At 42.5% G+C, this 21,635-nt stretch carries 24 protein-coding genes; 20 read left to right on the plus strand and 4 right to left on the minus strand.

Annotated features, from left to right (window positions below):
• Positions 1 to 245: 245 nt before the first annotated feature.
• From gspC to HUZ36_RS19910, 13 genes are all read left to right on the plus strand, one after another.
• Positions 246 to 1,130: a type II secretion system protein GspC gene (gene gspC / locus HUZ36_RS19850; protein ID WP_176033785.1), complete on the plus strand. Its 885-nt coding sequence runs from the start codon at positions 246 to 248 to the stop codon at positions 1,128 to 1,130.
• 27 nt (positions 1,131 to 1,157) lie between these two features.
• Entirely contained in the window at positions 1,158 to 3,224 is a 2,067-nt protein-coding gene (gspD, locus tag HUZ36_RS19855) for a type II secretion system secretin GspD (RefSeq protein WP_176033786.1), read from the plus strand.
• Complete coding sequence (gspE, locus tag HUZ36_RS19860; protein WP_252095164.1) at positions 3,217 to 4,803, plus strand: type II secretion system ATPase GspE; 1,587 nt, start codon at positions 3,217 to 3,219, stop codon at positions 4,801 to 4,803. Before gspD ends, gspE begins: the two co-directional genes overlap by 8 nt.
• The gene (gspF, locus tag HUZ36_RS19865) at positions 4,803 to 6,029 is read left to right on the plus strand and encodes a type II secretion system inner membrane protein GspF (protein ID WP_125253714.1); all 1,227 of its coding nucleotides are present in this window, start codon (positions 4,803 to 4,805) and stop codon (positions 6,027 to 6,029) included. The genes gspE and gspF overlap by 1 nt, the downstream gene beginning before the upstream one ends.
• Before the next feature lie 64 nt (positions 6,030 to 6,093).
• A complete protein-coding gene (gene gspG, locus HUZ36_RS19870) occupies positions 6,094 to 6,519 on the plus strand; it encodes a type II secretion system major pseudopilin GspG (RefSeq protein ID WP_167508268.1) in 426 nt (141 codons plus the stop codon).
• 3 nt (positions 6,520 to 6,522) lie between these two features.
• Positions 6,523 to 7,116, plus strand: a complete 594-nt coding sequence (gspH, locus tag HUZ36_RS19875; protein ID WP_176033787.1) for a type II secretion system minor pseudopilin GspH — start codon at positions 6,523 to 6,525, stop codon at positions 7,114 to 7,116.
• Positions 7,113 to 7,490: a type II secretion system minor pseudopilin GspI gene (gspI, locus tag HUZ36_RS19880; RefSeq protein WP_128731149.1), complete on the plus strand. Its 378-nt coding sequence runs from the start codon at positions 7,113 to 7,115 to the stop codon at positions 7,488 to 7,490. Before gspH ends, gspI begins: the two co-directional genes overlap by 4 nt.
• Complete coding sequence (gene gspJ, locus HUZ36_RS19885; protein ID WP_128731148.1) at positions 7,490 to 8,125, plus strand: type II secretion system minor pseudopilin GspJ; 636 nt, start codon at positions 7,490 to 7,492, stop codon at positions 8,123 to 8,125. Before gspI ends, gspJ begins: the two co-directional genes overlap by 1 nt.
• Entirely contained in the window at positions 8,122 to 9,123 is a 1,002-nt protein-coding gene (gene gspK / locus HUZ36_RS19890; RefSeq protein WP_128731147.1) for a type II secretion system minor pseudopilin GspK, read from the plus strand. Before gspJ ends, gspK begins: the two co-directional genes overlap by 4 nt.
• Positions 9,120 to 10,325 (plus strand): type II secretion system protein GspL, encoded by a 1,206-nt coding sequence (gene gspL, locus HUZ36_RS19895; protein ID WP_176033788.1) that lies wholly within the window; start codon positions 9,120 to 9,122, stop codon positions 10,323 to 10,325. The genes gspK and gspL overlap by 4 nt, the downstream gene beginning before the upstream one ends.
• A complete protein-coding gene (gene gspM / locus HUZ36_RS19900) occupies positions 10,322 to 10,795 on the plus strand; it encodes a type II secretion system protein GspM (RefSeq protein ID WP_147390069.1) in 474 nt (157 codons plus the stop codon). The genes gspL and gspM overlap by 4 nt, the downstream gene beginning before the upstream one ends.
• Before the next feature lie 2 nt (positions 10,796 to 10,797).
• Entirely contained in the window at positions 10,798 to 11,556 is a 759-nt protein-coding gene (locus HUZ36_RS19905) for a type II secretion system protein N (protein ID WP_125253707.1), read from the plus strand.
• A 293-nt stretch (positions 11,557 to 11,849) separates the two neighbouring features.
• Entirely contained in the window at positions 11,850 to 12,419 is a 570-nt protein-coding gene (locus HUZ36_RS19910; RefSeq protein ID WP_147391160.1) for a UPF0149 family protein, read from the plus strand.
• A gap of 4 nt (positions 12,420 to 12,423) precedes the next feature.
• Here the strand turns inward: HUZ36_RS19910 and HUZ36_RS19915 are convergent, their stop codons facing one another.
• Positions 12,424 to 12,627 (minus strand): hypothetical protein, encoded by a 204-nt coding sequence (locus HUZ36_RS19915; protein WP_125253705.1) that lies wholly within the window; start codon positions 12,625 to 12,627, stop codon positions 12,424 to 12,426.
• Positions 12,627 to 12,986 (minus strand): hypothetical protein, encoded by a 360-nt coding sequence (locus tag HUZ36_RS19920; protein ID WP_125253704.1) that lies wholly within the window; start codon positions 12,984 to 12,986, stop codon positions 12,627 to 12,629. Before HUZ36_RS19920 ends, HUZ36_RS19915 begins: the two co-directional genes overlap by 1 nt.
• A 409-nt stretch (positions 12,987 to 13,395) precedes the next feature.
• On the opposite strand from HUZ36_RS19920, the gene ccoG reads away from it, so the two are divergent.
• From ccoG to HUZ36_RS19945, 5 genes are read left to right on the plus strand one after another with little or no spacing between them, the layout of a single operon-like run.
• Positions 13,396 to 14,853 carry a cytochrome c oxidase accessory protein CcoG gene (gene ccoG / locus HUZ36_RS19925; protein ID WP_128732253.1) on the plus strand — a complete coding sequence of 486 codons (1,458 nt, stop codon included), beginning with the start codon at positions 13,396 to 13,398 and terminating at the stop codon, positions 14,851 to 14,853.
• A gap of 49 nt (positions 14,854 to 14,902) precedes the next feature.
• The gene (locus HUZ36_RS19930; RefSeq protein WP_128732258.1) at positions 14,903 to 15,877 is read left to right on the plus strand and encodes a serine/threonine protein kinase; all 975 of its coding nucleotides are present in this window, start codon (positions 14,903 to 14,905) and stop codon (positions 15,875 to 15,877) included.
• Positions 15,878 to 15,893: 16 nt separating this feature from the next.
• A complete protein-coding gene (locus HUZ36_RS19935; protein WP_125253702.1) occupies positions 15,894 to 16,517 on the plus strand; it encodes a thiol:disulfide interchange protein DsbA/DsbL in 624 nt (207 codons plus the stop codon).
• 18 nt (positions 16,518 to 16,535) lie between these two features.
• Positions 16,536 to 17,165 carry a thiol:disulfide interchange protein DsbA/DsbL gene (locus tag HUZ36_RS19940; protein WP_125253701.1) on the plus strand — a complete coding sequence of 210 codons (630 nt, stop codon included), beginning with the start codon at positions 16,536 to 16,538 and terminating at the stop codon, positions 17,163 to 17,165.
• Positions 17,166 to 17,213: 48 nt separating this feature from the next.
• Positions 17,214 to 17,672, plus strand: coding sequence for a DUF523 domain-containing protein (locus HUZ36_RS19945; protein WP_128732254.1), 459 nt, complete (start codon positions 17,214 to 17,216; stop codon positions 17,670 to 17,672).
• A gap of 10 nt (positions 17,673 to 17,682) precedes the next feature.
• Here HUZ36_RS19945 and trmA read toward each other — a convergent pair whose 3' ends face one another.
• Positions 17,683 to 18,777 (minus strand): tRNA (uridine(54)-C5)-methyltransferase TrmA, encoded by a 1,095-nt coding sequence (trmA, locus tag HUZ36_RS19950; protein WP_128732255.1) that lies wholly within the window; start codon positions 18,775 to 18,777, stop codon positions 17,683 to 17,685.
• A gap of 164 nt (positions 18,778 to 18,941) precedes the next feature.
• Between trmA and HUZ36_RS19955 the strand changes: the two genes are divergently transcribed.
• Entirely contained in the window at positions 18,942 to 20,072 is a 1,131-nt protein-coding gene (locus HUZ36_RS19955) for a DUF5610 domain-containing protein (protein ID WP_176033789.1), read from the plus strand.
• Positions 20,073 to 20,135: 63 nt separating this feature from the next.
• Positions 20,136 to 20,903 carry a glutamate racemase gene (gene murI / locus HUZ36_RS19960; protein WP_128732256.1) on the plus strand — a complete coding sequence of 256 codons (768 nt, stop codon included), beginning with the start codon at positions 20,136 to 20,138 and terminating at the stop codon, positions 20,901 to 20,903.
• Positions 20,904 to 20,909: 6 nt separating this feature from the next.
• On the opposite strand, the gene HUZ36_RS19965 is transcribed toward murI, so the two are convergent.
• Positions 20,910 to 21,377: an RNA recognition motif domain-containing protein gene (locus HUZ36_RS19965; RefSeq protein WP_128732257.1), complete on the minus strand. Its 468-nt coding sequence runs from the start codon at positions 21,375 to 21,377 to the stop codon at positions 20,910 to 20,912.
• Positions 21,378 to 21,635 lie beyond the last annotated feature (258 nt).

Here is a 21,635-nt window from a genome sequence, read left to right on the forward strand (position 1 = left end):
AACCTAGTAAATTTAGCATAATTCGCTATGCAAACAAAGTGAACGGCAGGCACTAAACTTGTGAGTTAATCGCATTTTACCTAAAAAGTGAACGAATATGGGTGTCTATGTTCTAACGTTAAGTTTAGATTCAGTTAATTAGCTTACGGTGTACCTAATTAAATAAAAAGTTTAACAATTGCGCGCTTGTTGAAAAAATATCAAGGCGGTACACTGGGGCGTTAAATAGAATAAGAAAGTATTATATGGAATTACAGATACAACAGCTTCAGAAGCTCTGGCTTGGTTTGCCCCATGCAAAATTGAGTCGCATTATTGTTGTCCTGTCGGTTGTTTATGTTGCGTTTCTCTTCTCGCAACTGTTTTGGTTGTTATGGCCTGTGCCACAAACACAACCTTTACTGCCAGCTTCACAGTTATATAGCCAATCTGGCAAAAGCGTTACTAGTCAAGGGATCGTAGCACAAAACTTATTTGGAAAAGCCAATTCAGTAGCTGAAGTTAAACCGGAACCGATTGTCTCAGATGCGCCCGAAACGACATTAAATGTGAGATTAACTGGGATTGTTGCCGTCAGCCAAGATGATGGTGCAGGACTGGCGATTATTGAGTCACAAGGTCGCCAAGAAACGTACTCAGTAAATGCTGCGATTAAGGGGACTCGAGCAAAGTTGGCGCGTGTGCTTCCAGATCGTGTGATTTTGGATGTAAGCGGTCGTTTTGAAACTTTGATGTTAGACGGATTAGAATTTAGCCGTAATGTGGCAATGCCCACGAGAACCAAACAAATAGTAAATTATACCACTTCGCCTACCCCGACCCGCAATGAATTAGCAAATCGTCGTCAAGAGCTACTCAGCGATCCTGGAAAGCTATTTGACTATATAAAAATTTCACCCGAGCGACGCAGTGGTGAGTTAATCGGGTACCGCCTTTCACCCGGCAAAGATCCTGAACTATTCAAACAGGTAGGACTACAAGCGAATGATTTAGCGATCGCAATTAATGGGTTTCAGCTCACGGATATGAAACAGGCTATGTCAGCTATAAATGAACTTAGAACGAGCACAGATGCGAACATCACGATCGAGCGAGACGGTCAGGTGATGGATGTGCAGTTTAGCCTGTAAAGTTACTAATTTTGGAGTTTTAGAATAATGGGTAAAAAGCTACACCTCACAAAAACCAAAAAAGGGTTAGCTAAGTATGCAACACTCTTAATTGCTGCTGGTATTTCACTTTCTGTTTCTGCGGTTGAATATGCAGCGAACTTCAAAGGCACTGATATCAATGAGTTCATTAATATCGTTAGTGATAAGCTAAACAAAACCATCATTATCGATCCTAATGTGCGCGGTAACATTAACGTGCGCAGCTATGAGTTGATGGATGAAAAGCTATATTATCAGTTTTTCCTAAATGTGCTCGAAGTGTACGGCTATTCTGTTATTGAAATGGATACCGGTGTGCTTAAAGTTGTTCGTAGCTCCGATGGTAAGAAGTCAAATGTGCCACTGGTATCAGCAGAAGAACGCGGAAATGGCGATGTGATGGTTACGCGCGTGGTACGTGTGAAAAACGTGAGCGTACAGGAGCTCGGCCCTCTTATCCGTCAATTCAGTGACCAAAAAGATGGCGGTCACGTGACTAACCTTAACTCCGCCAATGTGATGATGCTGACAGGGCATGCTTCATCTGTAAATCGCCTCGTTGATATCATCAAAACGGTAGACCAAGCCGGTGATAAACGAGTAGATATTGTAAAGCTAAAGCATGCGACCGCAGACGATGTGGTAAAAGTGGTAGAGAAAATCTTCCAAGACTCGGGTAAAGGCGGCATGCCTGATTTTTTGATCCCCAAGATTGTATCAGACACCCGTACCAACAGCGTCATTGTGAGCGGAGAGTCTCAAGCTCGTAGCCGAGCAGCAGAACTGATCAAACGCTTAGATGACGAGCTGCAATCACAAGGCAATACTCAGGTTTTCTATCTGAATTATGCAAAAGCTGAAGACTTAGTGAAGGTACTGCAAGGGGTCAGCAAGTCAATCGAGGAAGAGCAAGCAGGTGGTCAAACAGCTAGAAAGCTAAACACTAAAAAACAAGATACCAGCATAGAAGCCCACGAAGATTCGAATTCATTGGTGATCACTGCACAACCTGACACAATGCGCTCGCTCAGCCAAGTGATTAGAAAACTTGATATTCGTCGGGCTCAAGTACTCGTTGAGGCAATTGTTGTTGAGGTTTCTGAAGCCGATGGTATTAACCTTGGCTTACAATGGATCTCTGAAAAAGGCGGGATGCTGCAGTTTAATGATGGCAACACTGTTCCGATCGGTTCACTAGCTGTTGCAGCACAACAAGCTCGCGATATCGAAGTGAAAGGTACTATAGTAGGAAGTGACGATAACAAAGTTTCTAATACAACAGAAACTCAGCGCGGTGATTATAGCGGTTTGGCAGGCCTACTGCAAAATATCAATGGTCTGGCGGCTGGTATTGTGAAGAATGATTGGGGTGCGATTATTCAAGCCGTCACCACAGACACCAATTCAAATATTTTGGCAACGCCATCGGTAACAACGATGGATAACGAAGAAGCCTCTATGATTGTCGGTGAAGAAGTGCCAATCGTAACAGGCTCGACTGCTAATGATAATAACTCTAACCCATTCCAAACGGTGGACCGTCAAGAAGTGGGTATCAAGTTAACCGTAACGCCACAGATCAATGACGGAAGTGCTGTTCAGCTGACTATTGAACAAGAAGTTTCTAGTGTTAAAGGTGCCACCTCTGTCGATATTAGAGTTGCGAAGCGGGCTATTAATACAACTGTTATTGCTGATGATGGTGGCATGGTTATTCTTGGTGGTCTAATTGATGAAACGGTACAAGAGAGTGTTTCTAAGGTTCCGTTACTCGGTGATATTCCAATTCTTGGACACTTATTCAGATCGACAGGTACCAAAAAAGAAAAGCGTAACCTATTGGTGTTCATTCGCCCAACTATCATTCGTGATAGTCGCAGTATGAATGAAATCAGTCATTCTAAATACAACTTCATTCGTGGTGAACAGCATAAACACAGGGAAGATGGGATTGAACTTATGCCCTTTGAGGATACGCCAATACTACCAAAGTGGGATGACAAGCTGACGTTACCACCGACGTATGAAGAGTTTTTAAAAGAGCAAAACCGTAAAGAGCGTGAAGATGATTAACGAAGAAGTCGCGCCGAGTTTAGATGCTGAAGCTGAGGAAATGGCGGCGCAGTTACAAAACGCCAGCTCAGCACCTAATGATATTGTTGCGGTAGCAGATACTTCTACGGTAGCACTTCGTTTGCCATTTTCTTATGCACGTCGAAAAGGTGTGTTACTCAGTCCAGATGGCGATCAGGTCAAGTTAATCCACAAAGGCACGCTTGACCGAGAAACCTTGATGGAAGTTCGTCGCGTCGCAGCTAAAGCACTTTATCTTGAGGAGCTGGATGAAGCTCGGTTTGAACACATGTTAGAAGCTGCCTATCAACGAGATAGCTCTGAGACTCAGCAGATGATGGAGGACATAGGCAACGAAATGGATCTATTTTCGTTGGCCGAAGAGCTTCCACAAACCGAAGATTTGCTCGCCGCAGATGATGATGCACCAATCATTAAGCTAATCAATGCGATGCTGAGCGAGGCGATTAAAGAAGGTGCGTCGGATATACACATCGAAACGTTTGAACAAGAGTTGGTGATCCGCTTTAGGGTTGACGGTGTGTTAAAAGAGGTTTTAAAGCCTAACCGTAAGTTGTCTTCGCTACTAGTATCGCGTATCAAAGTAATGGCAAAGTTAGATATTGCTGAGAAGCGTGTACCGCAAGATGGTAGGATCAGCCTTAGAATCGCAGGTCGAGCTGTGGATGTTAGGGTATCAACCATGCCTTCGAGCTTTGGTGAGCGAGTCGTATTACGTTTACTTGACAAAAACAACGCAAGGTTAGACCTAGAAGACCTTGGTATGACTCAAGCTAATCGAGATGCTTTTGCTGAGATCATCGCAAAACCTCATGGCATCATCTTGGTTACAGGCCCGACAGGTTCTGGTAAAAGTACTACTTTGTATGCAGGTATGACGCAAATCAACTCCAGAGATCGTAATATCTTAACGGTTGAAGATCCCATTGAATACGAGATCCCCGGCATAGGCCAAACTCAAGTTAACCCTAAAGTAGATATGACATTTGCTCGAGGGTTGCGTGCAATCCTGCGTCAAGACCCTGATGTTGTTATGGTTGGTGAGATCCGAGATTTAGAGACTGCACAAATCGGCGTGCAAGCCTCACTAACCGGTCACTTGGTGTTATCAACCCTACACACGAACACTGCCGCAGGTGCCATCACTCGTATGGAAGACATGGGAGTGGAACCATTCCTGTTAAGTTCGTCACTGTTAGGGGTGTTGTCGCAGCGTTTGGTCAGAACACTTTGTTCTAATTGTAAAGAAGCACATTTAGCCGATGAACGTGAATGTGAGTTACTGGGTGTAGCCAAAGACAGTAATACACAAATATATCGTGCTGTAGGGTGTGAGGAATGTAATTACAACGGCTATAAGGGTCGAACTGGTATCCATGAACTACTAATAGTGGACGAAGCAATCCGTGAGCTTATTCACAACGGCAAAGGTGAACAAGCCGTCGAAAAGTATATCCGTAAACGTACGCCAAGCATTAGGCAAGATGGTTGCTCGCGAGTACTTGCAGGCCAAACAACCTTGGAAGAAGTATTGCGTGTAACGCGTGAGGAAGGCTAATGGCAGCTTTTGAATATCGCGCCTTGGATGGTAAAGGTAAAGAAAAAAAAGGAATTTTAGAAGCTGATACCGCAAAGCAAGTTCGGCAGATGCTAAGAGAAAAGGCGTTAATGCCGCTTGAAGTGCTACCGGCTGCTGAGAAAGAAAAGAGTCAAAGTAACGCTGGATTTTCGCTATTTAAAGGGTACCGCCCTTCGGTTTCAGATATTGCGTTGATCACCCGTCAACTTGCTACCCTAATACAGTCTTCGTTGCCAGTAGAGGCGGCGGTTATGGCGGTAGCAGAGCAATGTGAAAAGCCAAGATTAAAGCGTATGCTGATGGCGGTACGCTCCAAAGTGGTCGAAGGTTATACGCTTGCTGATGGTATGTCAGAATTTCCGCATGTGTTTGATCACTTATATCGCTCAATGGTCGCGGCAGGTGAAAAATCAGGCCACTTGGATGAAGTACTGAACCGCTTGGCTGATTATACAGAGCAGCGCCAACATATGCGCAGTCAAATTACTCAGGCCATGGTATATCCAATTATTTTGGTTGTATTTGCCATTGCGATTGTCTCTATATTGCTCGGTACCGTAGTACCAAAAATTTTGAAAACGTTTGAAAAATCAAAGCAAGCGTTGCCATGGACAACTGAGTGGGTAATGGCAGCAAGTAATTTTGTGCAAAACTACTGGATGATCACGTTAGCTGTGTGTGTCATTGGTACCTATATATTTAAAAAAGCACTTCAAAAACCTAAATTTCGTTTTTGGTACGACAGCAAATTGCTGAGCTTACCGGGGCTGGGCAAGGTAACTCGTAGTGTTAATACTGCGCGCTTTGCTCGTACCCTTAGTATATTGTCATCAAGTTCGGTTCCGCTGCTTGAGGGAATGAAAATTTCAGGGCAAGTACTCGAAAACGAAAAAATAAAGGCTTCAGTCGCTGAGGCTGCCACTCGGGTGAGCGAGGGGGCAAGCCTTAGAGCTTCACTTCAACAAACCAAGATGTTCCCGCCAATGATGTTACATATGATAGCCAGCGGAGAAAAATCAGGTGAGTTGGAGCAAATGCTTGAGCGTGCAGCTAATAACCAAGAGCAAGAGTTTGAAAGTATGGTAAATGTCTCGCTGAAATTGCTAGAACCTGCAATGATAGCGACAATGGCGATTATCGTACTGTTTATTGTTATGGCAATTCTTCAGCCAATAATGGCGATGAACAAAGCCGTAGGATTATAGTCAAAAAGGAAAGGCCCTGTACCTGTTGTATTTGGCCGTTAATAACAGCATTGAGGTAAACATTGTGAAAAAGCAATCAGGTTTCTCACTACTAGAAGTGATGGTAGTACTAGTGATCATCGGTATGATTTTATCTATCGTTGCACCAAATGTGATGGGGCAGCAAGAAGAGGCTGCAAAAGATAAAGCGCGTATAGATATTCGTCAAATCGAAGATGCGATGAAAATGTATAAGTTAAAAAATAAGCGCTATCCAACGACAGAACAAGGTTTAGAAGCGCTTGTAACTCAAACCAGCATTGACCCTGTGCCAAAGCGCTTCCCTGAAGGTGGTTTTATTTCTGAGCTGCCAGAAGATCCTTGGGGAAATTCTTATCAGTTAGTTAGTCCTGGTGAGATGAACCAAATCGATATTTTCTCGATGGGGCCAGATGGAGAAGTGGGCACCGATGATGATATCGGTAACTGGGACTCAGAAGACGAACGTTAAGCGATGAAGTATCCTCTGCGTGGCAAAGTGGGTAGTAAACTCAAGGGCTTCAGCTTACTCGAAGTCCTCGTTGTTTTAGTGATCATTGCCTTTTCCGTTAACTTAATTACTTACACGGTTAGTGATAGTAACGAAGAAGAGCTTGAACAAATGGCACTTCGCCTGCAGGGAACAGTGAATCTCGCTTCTGAATTTGCAGTGCTCAATCAGGTGGAGCTTGGCTTCCATCTAGACAAAGCAAAACTAGAGTTTTTGGTATTTGACAGTGAGAAATGGCGTCCTTTTGAAGCTGACGATATTTTCAAAGCTGTTGAATTTCCAGAGCAGTACAAGGTTGAATTGATCTTAGAAGATCTTCCTTGGTCACAGGATAACTTGCTTGAGCAAGCGAATTGGCGAGAGCTAATGGGAGGCGGCGATGATGATAATTTCCTTGAATTGAAAAAGCTTAAAATTCCTCAGGTACTGATTTTATCCTCTGGTGAAGTGAGTGCGTTTAGGCTCAGTATTGAAGACAAAGCGCTTCAAGAACCTATATTTTTCATTGAAGGGGAGTTTATGGCACCTGTTGCGCTTAAGCGGGAGCCGCAGCTATGAGTAGTCATAAGAGCTTAGGCTTTACCCTGCTTGAGGTTATGGTTGCATTAAGTATTTGTGCTGTAGCAGGTATTGCTGCGATGCAAGCAACCAGTGAACATATCACTCATATAGGCTCACTTGAGGAGCAGACTTATGCGTCATGGGTTGCTGAAAATCGCTTAGTTTTCTTACGTGCTCAAGGGGAAAACTGGCACGGAAAGAGCGGAAATAAAGGCGAAGAGGAAATGGCTGGGGTAACTTGGTATTGGCAGCAGCAAATCCAAAAGACAGCAGATCCAAACTTTGTGAAACTGACCGTTCACGTCTTTCGCGAACCTGAACTTAAAAACTCGGTGTATGACATCACGACATTTATGTACCGAGGTAAGTAGTGAAAATAGATAAACATCGCGGCTTTACACTCATTGAGGTGTTATTAGCACTCGCTATATTGGCAGTAGTGGTAACTGCCACGCATCAAATCTTAGATTCAACATTAAAAGCGCAGGCTGCGTCAGAAGAGACGATTAAAGAAATAGAAGGGCTTCAAACGACTTTTCGTTTAATGGATCAGGATTTTAATCAGATCACTAAGCGCGAAGTTCGCAATGAAGCTGGCGACTTTAGTCCGACTTACATTATTCATGGTCGCTATGAGTTAGAGAGTCAATACGATGGTATTGCGTTTGTTCGTGATGGTTGGACTAACCCAATTAGTTTATTGCCTCGCTCTGAACTGCAAGCTGTAGGTTATCGTGTAGTCGATGACAACTTAGAACGTATTTACCGCGTGTATGTTGATCAGCTTGATGGTACAGAGCCTCGAGCTCAGGTTATTTTAGAGGATGTAGAGGAACTTAAATTTGAGTTTCTTGATGATAAATTAAAATGGCAAACTGATTGGAAGTCAAAATCACTCCCCAAAGCGGTTAAGGTTACGTTACAAAGAAAAGATTCTGAACCTATCAGCCGGTTGTTTCTAACTCCAGGTAGTGGAAAGGCTGATGATAAGGAGCAAAACCCATGAAGCAGCAGGGGGCAGCGCTAGTCATCGTGCTATTTATTGTCGCATTGGCTGCCACGATAGCAGCAGACATGGCTACCAGTTTGATGGTTCAGGTACAAAAGGCCTCAAACATTCAGACACAACAGCAAGCAAAGTGGTACAGCTATGGAGCGGAAGAGCTCGTAAAAAGGGCGCTAATTAAAGCTAAAAAAGATGACCCAGATTCGGTCAATTTAGATCAGCCTTGGGCGCGAGAAGAAGTTCCATACCCAGTTGATCATGGCACATTAAGTGGCAAAGTAACGGATTTACAAGCTTGTTTAAATCTTAACGCATTACGAGCCAAAGCACAGGTAAATGATGGCAATCAGCGTAGCCAGCAAGTTGGTGCTAAGAGCACCAACGTCGCTCATGGCGCGCTACTCGAACTGTTAAAAAATATCGAAGACCTGCCGAGTACGGAAAGTGAGGAAACGCTAGCTGACAGTGTTTACGATTGGCTTGATGAGGACAGTATTACATATCGCTCTGGCGCTGAAGAAGATGAATATATGTCAAATCAAACTCCTTATTTGGCTGCAAACAACTTGTTGGCATCAGTGAGTGAACTTCGAGTGATTAAAGGCTTTAACCCATTAGTCATGGAAAAGATAAAGCCATATGTTTGTGTTATCCCAGGTAGTGAAGAGCTGGCGGTTAACGTCAATACAGTGTTGCCAGAGCAAGCGCTTTTATTGAGTGCCTTAATTCCAGGTTTATCAAAGTCAGGTGCAGAAGCCATTATCTCTGCGAGACCCAAAAAAGGGTTTACAGATCTGAACGAGTTTTACACGGAAGTCGCAAATCAAGGGGTCAAAGAGCCTAACAAGACTTCCAAAATATTTACGATTAACAGCAACTATTTTCAGTTGCGAGCAACAGCTGTGTTTGATGAGCGGCGCTTTTCTCTCACATCAATTATAGAAACAAAAGATGGTAAAGCGTACGTGCTTGCTCGCAAATTTGGAGGCGTAGAGTGACAGAACAATTATTGATCCGAGTGGATCAGTCACACCAAGCGATAATAAACTGGATGGTTTGGTCAACCGAGCAGCAGCAAATTATTGCCAGTGGTGAGCTGGAAGGGAGTGAGCAACTCAGCAATCTTACTGAGAAAGCGCAAACAAGAAATGTGGTGTTACTACTGCCAGCAACGGCGGTACAATTGCGAACGCTTGAACTGCCAGCAAAATGGAATAGAAAATTAGAGCAAGCAATTCCCTTTATGTTGGAAGAGCAGGTCGCAACAGACATTGATGACTTATTTGTTGCAATCGGCAAGCCCGGAATGAAAGGCGATGTGCACACGATTGACGTGGCAATCTGTGACAGTGAGTGGCTTCAGGGTTGGTTCAATATCTGCGAAGATGCGGGGATCACTGTTTATAAAGCAATTCCTGATGCGCTGTGCCTCCCGCTAAAGAAGGGGATGCAAAGTGCTGTGCAGTTAGGAGCACAGTGGTTATTTAAGCACAGTGACTGGCAAGTTGGTGCAGCAGAAATAAACTGGGTTAATGACTATCTTAATATAGCCGGCACTGAACAAGTCGCGCATTTTAGCCCTGCGACCGGCTTCTCAAATGATGTCGTGCTTTCGGCACAGCAACAAGAATATGACCTGCCACTGGCAATTTTTGCAAAAACACTGCCCACGATTGACTTTAATTTACGTCAAGGGTGCTTTGCTGCAAAGAAAAAGCAACCACAGTGGTGGCGAGATTGGCGTAGTGGCTTGTTAGCTGCAAGTGTTGCGGTAGTGAGCTTTATTGCCATCAAAGGGACTCAGCTATATGTGGTGAGTCATCAAGCTGAGCAATTAGAGGGTCAAGCCGTTGCGCTTTACCAGCAGGCGTTTCCAAATAAAGTTGTTCGCCCACACTTGTTAAAAAAGCAAATCCAAAATGAGTTAAATGCTTTATCGGGTGCAGAGCAAGGTGGGCTATTAGAGCTCACCAACCACTTTATTGCTATCTATGATGAGCTTGAGGCCTTTACACCAGAAACGTTACGTTACGATAAGCGCAGAAATGAGCTAAGGATCAGAGCGCGAGCGAAAGAGTTCCAGGTTTTTGGTCAAGTGAAATCAATTTTGGAACAGCGAGGAGTGAGCGTCGAACAGGGGGCACTGAATAATGATGGTGACTTTGTGGTTGGTGAAATCCGCATAGGAGGTGCAGTATGAAGCAGCAGGTGATCAACTACTGGCAAGGCCTGAAAGAACAAGAGCAGAAGCTATTGATTTTTGCTGGTGCTGTCTTTGTCGTATTCGTATTGGTAATGGGGATCTTTAGACCATTAAACCAAGCGGTTAATGATGCTGAACTAAAATTACAGCGTAACCACGAATTGGTTAATTGGGTGGGGCAAAGTGTTAATAAGCTAAAAGCTAATAGCCCTACACGTGTGACTAGTAGTGGTAGCATTAGTCAGGTTGTAAATAGTACGCGGAGTCGTTTTAAAATCAATATTAGTAAAATGCAGCCAAATGGTGACGCATTAAGATTGACGATAGATAACGTTGAGTTCAATCAATTAATTGCTTGGGTCGATGAGCTAACCAATCGCCACGGAGTGAGAGTAGAAAACTTAGATTTAACACAAGGTAATACTCCAGGTTTTGTCCGTGTTAGTCGCTTGGTTTTAGAGAAATAATTATGAAAAATACACTAACTCTGCTAATCATTTTCTTATTTGCTTTCATTGTCTTTTGTACCTTCACTATGCCTGCTGCTGTATTGTTGCAGGTTTTTAAAGGGCAGTTACCGAATAATCTTCAATTGGGCGCAGTCAATGGCTCAGTATGGGATGGTCAAGTCAGTGGAGTAAGATTCAATAACATTCAGCTAAACCAAGTGAAGTGGGAGATTGAGCCTGCCGCTTTAATACTTGGAGAGCTTGCTGGCAATATCAAGTTTGGTAACCCAAGAGATACAAGTGAAATTTCGGGCAAAGCGAGTTTTTCTTCAAGTCTACTAAACCGCTCGGTATCTGTGAGTAACGCTTCGTTGCGCTTTAGTGTTGAACAAGCGATGGATCAGGTCACTTTACCGTTACCTGTTGACGCCAAAGGGCGCGTTATTGTGAATATCAAAAAGTATCAAAGCGGCGCACCTTATTGTAACGGGCTAAACGGTGAGATTAGTAGTCCAAATATCGATGTGAAAGGAATGAATGGATGGTTTAGCATCGGTGACTTAAGTGGTCAGCTTGACTGTAAATCTGGTGACATTGCAGTGGTTGTTGATCCTGAAAATCGTTTAGGACTGCAAGCCGATGCTACGTTGGCTGCAAACTTTCAGTTTCGAGTGGCCGGTAATATTAAACCTGAAGCTAGCTTGCCCAAAGAAGTGCATGATGCTGTGAAATTTCTTGGCCGCCCAGATGCGGATGGACGTTATCCTGTAAACCTTTAATAGCAATTAGCCTTAATACTTGCTCAATTTGAAGGAGTAAATCTGACGCTAACTGCGTTAAAAATTTCTTATTTAGAACAAGTAAGTAGCAAAATTTTTGCTTTGCCTACACGGATGTAGGTGCCTTGGCGATAGCAGGATGCGGTAGCGGGGTTATTGACAAGATGTTCTCGCCTCAAAATAGCAATCTTAATTAAGACAATTGATATAAAAAAACAGTGTACCAAGGTGCACTCATAGATTTAGATCTTTTTTCAAGGCGCAAAAAGGTGCGTCTTTGGTAAGGCAATATTATGCACAATTTCTCATTCACTCCAGCACAACAGCACTGTCTAGAAAACTATTTCTCAACGCGTAAGCTGTCAATTGATATCTCTTTTTTGCAAGGCTATTTATACGCAACCTGCATCGATCCTAACGGGATTGAAGCACAGCAGTGGCTTAAAGTTTTAACGAATGCGGATCCTGCATTGGATGAAAGTGTGGTATTTGCATTAATGGCACTCCATCATGAGATTTCAGAACAGGTGTATGAAACAGGATTTACTCTACCATGGCATGCGGACACCCCATTGGCTGAAAAAATAAATTGGGCCGAAGGGTTTTTGATGGCTGCTACGCCATTTTATGAGCAACTGATGTCAAGTCCATTGGCTGATGACATAAAGCAGGCGCTCCAAGTAAGTACTGAGCAGCTCGGGTTGTTTGCGTTAGGTGAACACCAGCTCACCTTGTATTGTGAAAAGATAGGGCAATCGCTAGAGGAATTTCAAGTAACGCAAGCTCAACTTGCCGATGAATTTGCAGGGTCTTATGCCGAATTGGTTGAAGTGGCAGCAGTAAAAAGTGGACTATTTGAATAGTCCTCTACATAAGGTCAAGCTCAATGAGTGTGCAGCCAGTTTGACAGCGTGCTATGGCGCTACGTTGGGCGTGTTGATTTAGCGTAAGTGAGATTGGTAACTCGCAGTGAGGGCAAATAACCGTTCTACCTTGGCTCAGTTTTTTAATTAACGCTTTTTGATCATTGAAAGATTTTGCACGTTGTTTGTTGAGTTGACTAAAGTCCATTATAACCCCTCAGCTTCTTGGATTGCTTGGCTGGCTATTTCACAAATAGTAATGAGGTCTGAACCGTAAAAGTACAGGTTATAGTCATTCTCTTTACAGTATTTGAGGTGAAAAAGTCGCACTTTCTCATCACTTGCAAGCGCCTCGTTGATATAAGCTTTCTCATCTTCTGTCATTGTGATTGCTTTAGCGACGTTTGCCCTGGCAATTCTTGCAGCTGTACTTCGCTGGATTTTGCTAGATTCACTGAGTGTGTTTACACCTTGTCCCAAAAGCCTTTCTCTGGGCTCTTTGATTAAAGGATGATCTACAGTGAATAACGCAACGACTATAATGGCTAATACTAAAAATTTTTTCATAATCTAGTGCAGACTTGATCTAGCTAACAAAAATATTGCACCTAGTGTAATAAACTTGTCAGTCAAGCCGCAACTAATCTCTCATCATTTATGATGGGTTTTAGCTCAACTTACTATTAATCATAGAGTTTCAAGGCGTATAATGGCAGTTGCTAAACAATGTCATGGGGCACATCGCAATAGTTTAGCGTTTATTATGTAATGCCAATTTGCTTAATTAAGAAATGTATTCTAGGACGAGAGGGTCGTCTCGATAACCAAACAAAACTTGTTATTTAGCTGTTCTAAATAAGAAAGTTTTAACGCAGTTAGCGTCTGATATACTCCCTTAATTGAGCTAGTATCAAGATAAAATGGTATAAGGTCACTGTAGCAAGTGCATCTCGTTCCAAAGCACTAAGGAGCTTCCATGGAGAACGATAGAATCAAGGTTAAAAACATACCGTCAGAAGTTAAAATTCAGCCACCGTCAAATGGCGCAGCAGGGAAGTCACTCAATAGCTCGACGCCGGATCGCTTCAATCCTCGAAATCGTATCTATGTACGCGCTGTATCGGGCTTACATCAGTTGCTGAGAAGGCGAATTGGTTTTATCGGCATGTTGGCGTTTATGGTATTACCTTGGCTAAACTTTAACGGCCATCAAGCTGTGTTGTTCGATATCTTTGAACAAAAGTTTAATATCTTTGGCATGACTTTATGGCCACAAGATCTGACAATTTTCGCCTTTATTCTAATGATTGCTGCCTTTGCGCTATTTCTGGTAACTACGTTTTACGGTCGAGTTTGGTGTGGCTACACTTGCCCACAAACAGTGTGGACTTTTATTTTTATCTGGTTTGAGGAAAAGTTTGAAGGCACTGCCAATCAACGCAAAAAGCTAGATCAAAGACCCATGGACTTTGATAAATTTTGGCGTAAAAGCGCTAAGCATGGCAGCTGGATTTTATTCTCGTTATACACCGCGATAACTTTTGTTGGCTACTTTACGCCAATACGTTCGCTGATCCCTGATCTGTTGGCTTTCTCAGCGGGATTCTATGCCGTGCTCAGTATCATTGTTTTTACAGTATGTACCTACGGCAATGCTGGTTGGATGAGGGAAATTATGTGCTTACATATTTGTCCATATGCACGTTTCCAATCAGCCATGTTCGATAAAGACACTTTTACCGTGAGTTATGATGCGACGCGCGGTGAAAGCCGAGGCCCTAGAAGTCGTAAGCAAGACCCCAAAGCACTCGGACTTGGCGACTGCATTGATTGTAATTTATGTGTTCAAGTGTGCCCGACAGGGATTGATATTCGTAATGGGTTGCAATATGAGTGTATAAACTGTGGTGCTTGTATCGATGCGTGTGATGGCGTGATGGATAAAATGAATTATCCTAAAGGACTAATCGCATACACGACAGAGCGCAATCTAGAGGTCTCTACTGAAAAAACCAAAGCAGTACGAGGCAAGCTAATTGGTTACTTAATGATTCTGCTCGTAATTACGGGAGCATTAGTGGCTAACATAGCGATGCGTATGCCGATGGATCTTGATATTATTCGCGATAGAAACCAGCTATACCGTGTTAATATCGAAGGGCTAATCGAGAATACTTATACCCTTAAGGTGATAAATAAAGCTCAAGTTGAGCAGAAATTTTCGATTGAGATCTCTGGTCTAGATAATTATCAAGTGTTAGGTAAGCAGCAAGTTCATTTAGCGGCTGGCAGCACGATGGATGTGCCATTGTCTGTGGTTATTGACCCGTACGACTTGAAAAAGCCAGTGACTGAGTTTGAGTTTGTTCTCATCAATCAAGATAACCCTGATGAGAGGCTAGCCCAGCCGACTAACTTCTTTAAGGGAAGATAAATTACTAAGGTAAAGAGCGAGGTAAGCCCTCGCTTTTTTAATAAATATGATGAATGATTTTAGTTTTAACGCACTGACACCTGATTTGATCCTCGACGCGATAGAGGCGCTAGAAGTGTACCCGACAACCGGATTGCTGCCATTAAACAGCTATGAAAATCGTGTTTATCAATTCGGTGCCGATGACGGCAAACGTTACGTTGTGAAGTTCTATCGTCCAGCACGATGGACAGATCCCCAAATACTTGAAGAGCACGAGTTTGCATTGCTTGCTAAAGATGCAGAAGTCCCTGTTGTCGCACCCTTGGCTATCCAAGGTAAAACGCTACACTGCTACCAAGGTTACCGATATACGCTTTTTCCCAGTGTTGGTGGGCGGCAGTTTGAACTAGATAACCTTGAGCATTTAGAAATATTAGGCCGTTATCTTGGACGTTTACATTGCTTATCTGCACAGCAGGCTTTTGAGCACAGGCCAATGTTAGATACACAGCGTTTCCTGTTTGATGCAAAAACATCACTTTTAAAAAGTGACTTAGTGCCTAGTCATTTGCATACTCCATTTGTTACTATTCTCGAGCAAGTTATTAACAAAGCGGCGCAGAAGTATAAGGTTCCAAAGACAATCAGGCTTCATGGTGATTGTCACGCGGGTAACCTACTGTGGTCCGCAGATCAGTTAATGTTAGTTGACCTCGATGATTGTCAGCAAGGTCCCGCGATACAAGATCTGTGGATGATGCTAAATGGCGATCGAAATGAAAAACTTGTACAACTAGATACCCTACTAATGGGATATGAAGAATTTATGCCTTTCGATGCTAACGAGTTGGCACTGATTGAGCCTTTACGCGCTATGCGAATGATCAACTATATGGCATGGTTGGCACAGCGTTGGCAAGATCCTGCATTCGAAAGGAACTTTTCTTGGTTCGCGACAGACAAATACTGGGAGCAACAGATCCTTGCACTAAAAGAGCAACTGGCAGCCCTTGATGAACCAAGTTTGAGCCTATTTCCTTGAAATTAGAGAGAGTAACATGCTAAAAAAATTAAAAGTTGCACTGATTGCGCTATTTTTGCCCGTTGTCGCAATGGCGTCAGACTTTGTTGATGGCAAACACTATTCGACATTGACAACAGCACAAAGTAAAGATCAAAAAGTGACAGAGTTCTTTTCCTTTTACTGCCCTCACTGTTTTCGCTTTGAACCGATTGCAAAGGCGATAGAGAAAAATTTACCTGATGGTGCGTACTTTGAGAAAAGCCATGTGAACTTTTTAGGTGGTATTCCTAAAGACACGCAAACGAACTTAAGTTATGCGTATATTATTGCTAAGCAAGCTGGTAAATCAGATCTTATCGCTGAGAAAATTTTTCACACGATCCATGTTGAACAAAACAGACTACTCGATATTAAAGACCTTAAAACACTCATGGAATTAAATGGGATCTCTGCCACACAGTTTGATCAAGCAGTGACAAGTATGCCTGTAATAAGTGCTGAAAATAACATGCTGACAGCACAAGAGAAGTTTTCAAAAGCTGGAGCGTTGACAGGCGTCCCAACTTTTATTGTTAATGACAAGTACAAAATCGAGATGAAAGGTATTGAAAGCCAAGAACAACTCGATAAATTGATTGCATATTTATTAAAGAAATAAGGACTGGAGAAAGCGAGTATGTTTAAGGTATTAAAAGGCTTAGCTGTTGCATTGATGCTACCACTCATGGCGCAAGCAGCACCATATGAAGAAGGTGTTCACTACGAGGTCATTGCTGAGCGTGGTACTAAAAAGCCAGAGCTTACGGAGTACTTCTCATTCTATTGCCCAGCTTGTAATGTAATGGAAAATTTGATTGTTGACGTTAAGCCAAAGCTAGACGAAGGGGTGAAGTTTAAAAAGAGCCATATTGACTTTGTTGGTCCTAGAGAGCCAGAAATCCAACAGGTTTTGGCACAAGCACTAGCGACAGCGGAAGTATTACCGCAAAAAGACAAAATCGTTGCAGCGATGTTCAACCATATTCATGGTAAACGTGCCAAAATTAACGAACTTGCAGACGTAAAAGATATTTTTGTGGCTCAAGGAGTTGATGGAGAGAAATTTGATAAGCTGTATGCCAGTTTCGCTGTTCGTACTAAAACATCGAAAATGCAGCGAATGCAGAAAACCCTTTCAGGTAAAGGTGCGCTAACTGGTGTGCCAACGTTTATTGTCAATGGCAAGTATAAATTGTTGTTACGTGAATCTGGTACTACCAAGCCTGAACAAATTGCAGCGCTGGTGAACTATTTAGCCAAGAAATAGTCGATAATTTGTATTAGACTAGCCTCGCCATAATTGCGGGGCTTTTTTATGTTTAAAATTTTAGTTTCAAGTTGTCTATTGGGTTATCCGGTGCGCTACGACGCATCATCGCAAAGTTTACAAGATAATACCTTGCAATATTGGCGGCAAAAAAACTGGGTGTTACCTTTGTGCCCCGAAGTATCAGGTGGGTTACCAACACCTCGCCCACCTGCAGAGTTAATAAAGGGTAGAGTGCTGAGTGAAGATGGTGATGATTTTACTGCATCGTTTGAGCTTGGTGCTAGAAAAGCGCTTGCGGCATGCCTTCAACACGATATAAAGTTTGCGTTATTAAAAGAGTCCAGTCCGTCATGCGGCAGCAATCTGATTTACGATGGTAGTCATACCGGTAAAAAAGTAGTGGGGCAGGGTCTGACGGCGTCTTTATTACAGCAATCCGGTATTCAAGTATTTAGCGAAACTCAGCTGCCAGCGCTTATCACAGCAATGGCAGCCAGTCGTTAAACGTTATAAATCACTTTCTTACTAAGTAAACGCCAGATTCAATATGATGGGTGTAAGGGAATTGATCGAAAATTGCCATACGTGCGATTTTATGTGTTTCACATAATAAGGCTAAATCACGTTCTAACGTATCTGGATTACATGAGATATAAATAATGTTGTCGTAGTTGCTGACTAAGCGACAGGTTAGCTCATCCATACCCGCTCGCGGCGGATCGACCAAAATGGTTTGGCAATCATAGGACTGTAAATCGATACCTTCTAATCGTGAAAACTTCTGCCCTTTCATGGCTTGCGTAAACTCTTCACTCGACATGCGGATAATATCAAGGTTGTCGACTTTGTTTGCTGCGATATTAAACTGTGCAGACTTTACCGATGATTTAGAAATTTCCGTAGCCAGCACTTTGTCGAATGAACCAGCTAATGCGATAGAAAAGTTACCGTTACCACAGTAAAGCTCAAGTAAATCATTGCTAAGCGGCTCGCTGATAGACTGCGCCCACGCTAGCATTTTTTGATTCACTTGGGCATTTGGCTGCGTAAAGCTGTTTTCAACTTGCTGATAAATATATTCTTTACCATTAACCGCGAGCTTTTCTGTGACATAATCATGACCAAATACGACCTTTTGTTTTCTAGCACGTCCTATAAAGTCCACTTTGTAAGTCTGTTGCAACTCAGATCGCAACTCCAGCATAGCAGTGTGCCACGCTTCATCAAGTTGCTTGTGATATAAAAGACTAATCAGTACTTCACCACTTAGGGTAGTAAGGTAATCAATTTGGAATAATTTTCGGCGTAAGACCTCATTGCCTTTAAGTTTGTCTATCATGACTTGCATCATTTCATTGACAAGCTCGGCACCCGGGTCAAAGCTATCAACACGAAGCTTTTCTTTACTTTGTTGATCAAACATGATGTGAAACAAGTCGTCGCCATCATGCCAGACTCTAAATTCGCAGCGTTGGCGGTAATGGCGAGTTGCAGAGTCATACACTTCTAATTCTGGCGCATTAAACTGTGCAAATTGTGCTGTGATACGCTCAGCTTTTTCAGCCAATTGTTGCTCGTATGCTGAATCATCAATCTTTATTACTGCCATACTAAAACCATCTATGTTGAATTAAGAGGCGCTATTTTAGGGAGCGTCGTTAATTTGTCCAGTCTAGCATAGTGACTAAAATCGTTTTGGCGTTTTTTTAATCATTTTACTTTAGCTTTGCACAAATATGCCGATAATCTAACTAATATATTGGAGGGCATACCATGAAAATCGGGCATTTAAATCAATTGCTCAATCCAGCGATGCAGCACAAGCCTGGGCAGAGCAAAGGGATAGGACCACATATCCAAATAAATTCAGATAGTTATGCGGGGGATAAATCTAAACTCGCTGCCAAAATTCTTGATGACAAACTCGCAGAAGCGCTTGGCATTGAGAAACCCACGCAAGATAAAAAAGACAAACCATTGTTTGACTTTGAAGCGATAGTGAAAAACGTACTTGATTTCGTTCAAGGTGCAGTGAAAAAAGCGAAAGTAGACGGTAAAAATGACGACGAATTAAAATCTATGCTGGATGGGGCACGCAAAGGTGTGCTGCAAGGTATTGATGAAGCCAGTGAAGAGCTAAAAGGGATGGGGGCGTTTAATTCTGATATTGAAGAAGGGATTGAAAAGTCTCGAGAGGGTATATTTAAAGGGCTTGATGACTTCGAAAAAGAACTATTTGAAGAAAAGTCTCCAAAGGCGATGGCTATCAGTGCGGCGCAATTTGCGAGCTTATCGAATCAGGCCGAATATGCGTTCACTACAGCGGAAGGTGATGAGGTTGTTATTTCATTTTCTGACGCATATTCACAAGGGTCTGCTGCGAGCGTGGCCCAAAAAGGCAACAACTTTGGTGCTGCATATGGCTCCCAGTCATCTCATGAGGTGAACTTTTCGATTAAAGTAAATGGAGAGCTGAACGAAGAAGAGCAGCAAGCAATCAACGATATGATGGAAGATATTCGCAATGTCAGCGATGCGTTCTTTGGCGGTGAGTATGATGAAGCGTTCGATATGGCAAAGTCACTTAGTTTAAACTCTGATCAAATCACCAACTTCACAATGGACTTAAAGCAAACGAAAACATCTGCCGCGATTGCACAGTATCAACAAGGCAATCCGATGAAAGAACTAGAGAAGGCGTTTGTACCTCTGAATAAGCAACTAGCAGACATTCAAGAGCAAGCAAAAGCGCTCAATGCTAACAACGAATTGCCAAATATACTTGCATGGATGAATGAAGGGCAATCCAGGTTAAATGAATTCTTGGATTATGCGAGCAGCTTTTTCAACCGTTTAAATGAATCAAATAAGGGCTCATCAGCAGAGCAACAACAAACAAGCTGATCGAGTTTATTTTCATTGTGACTCATGGCAAACTTCATTCCTTAAATATTTAGGGGATGAAGTGTGTCACATATTCTAGTTTTTGACTCCGGTATTGGTGGAACAAGTGTTCTGTCACACTTGCGCTATCGTTTTCAAAATTCCACTTTTAGCTATGTTATGGATAACGCATTTCTTCCTTATGGTCTGCAACCTCAGGAATTAATTAAATTACGCATTAAGGGACTCATTGTTTGGCAAGAGCAATACTTAAGTAATGTTGATATGATTGTTATTGCCTGTAATACCGCCTCAACTTATGCGTTAGAAGAGGCGCGAAAACATACTCAAATCCCTATTATAGGTGTAGTTCCTGCTATTAAGCCTGCTGCGTATAGCTCTCAGACTAAGCACATCGCTTTGTTAGCAACACCTGCGACATCCAATAATACTTACACACAAAAACTCATTCATGACTTTGCAGGTGGATGTAAAGTCGAGATTTTGCATTCTACAGAGCTAGTTAGAATAGCTGAACATTTTTATTGGCACAGCACGCTTGATCAAGCGGCGCTGTGTGAGGAACTCAAGCAGCTACATATTCCGTATTCCGTTGACCGTTTAGTGTTAGGCTGTACGCACTTTCCGTTAATTGCCGATAACATCAAAGAATGCCTACCTGATCATATTGAGTTGGTTGATTCGGGAAAGGCCATAGCTAACAGAGCTGTTTCTTTGCTTGGAAAGCAGGAAATAAATATAGAAAAGGCGCCGCTAAAAGAAGTTAAGTTCTATGCAACGGCGCCTGTTTTGGATAGCAAAGAAGAAGTAGCGTTAATCTCCTTCAGTTAAAGCAAGTCAAGCTGGTGAGTGATTTACTTCACCCTCAGGCTTTTGCTTCGCCTCTCTCACTTTTAGTGTACGCTGTTGAAACTCACTTTCATTGAGTTGGCTGATGGCCTTGTCCGCATCTCCTTTAGCCATCTCTACAAAACCAAAGCCACGCCGCTTGCCAGTATTCTTGTCCTTTAATAGACGAACAGAAAATACTTTACCTTGTTCTTCGAAAAGCTCACGAACAACGTGCTCATTGGCTCTATATGGTAAGTTACCTACATATAATGTAGTGGTTGCTAAGTTTGATTGTTTTTCTTGTTGTGTATCACTTTTTGAAAGCTGGGCTACGATACTGCCGACAATAATACCTACGGCCAACATCAATGCAGCGTCGAGTTGAGCAGAGCTTAATGCAAGATCGACAATGAAAAAGCTCGTAACTGCAATAACCAAAGTGATCAAAATGACTTTATGATCAAAAGACTTCATATACATATACCAATTAAAAGAAGGTTAAACATTAATTTAACAAATAAGCTAGCTATCTTAACGAGTTAATTAAACTTCGCAATAATTAATATAGTTCTAATAGTAAGATTTGTCTTATTTTGGATGTTATCTGTACATAACAGCTGTTTTTGTTCAATAGTTGTTCGAACGAATAAAAAGATCAAAAAAAGGGTTGCACTTAAATCGGATCTCCCTATAATGCGCATCCACCGACACGGGGAGCAACGCTGAAAAGCA

The organism is Pseudoalteromonas sp. McH1-7 (assembly GCF_013366255.1).
Lineage (GTDB): Bacteria > Pseudomonadota > Gammaproteobacteria > Enterobacterales > Alteromonadaceae > Pseudoalteromonas > Pseudoalteromonas peptidolytica.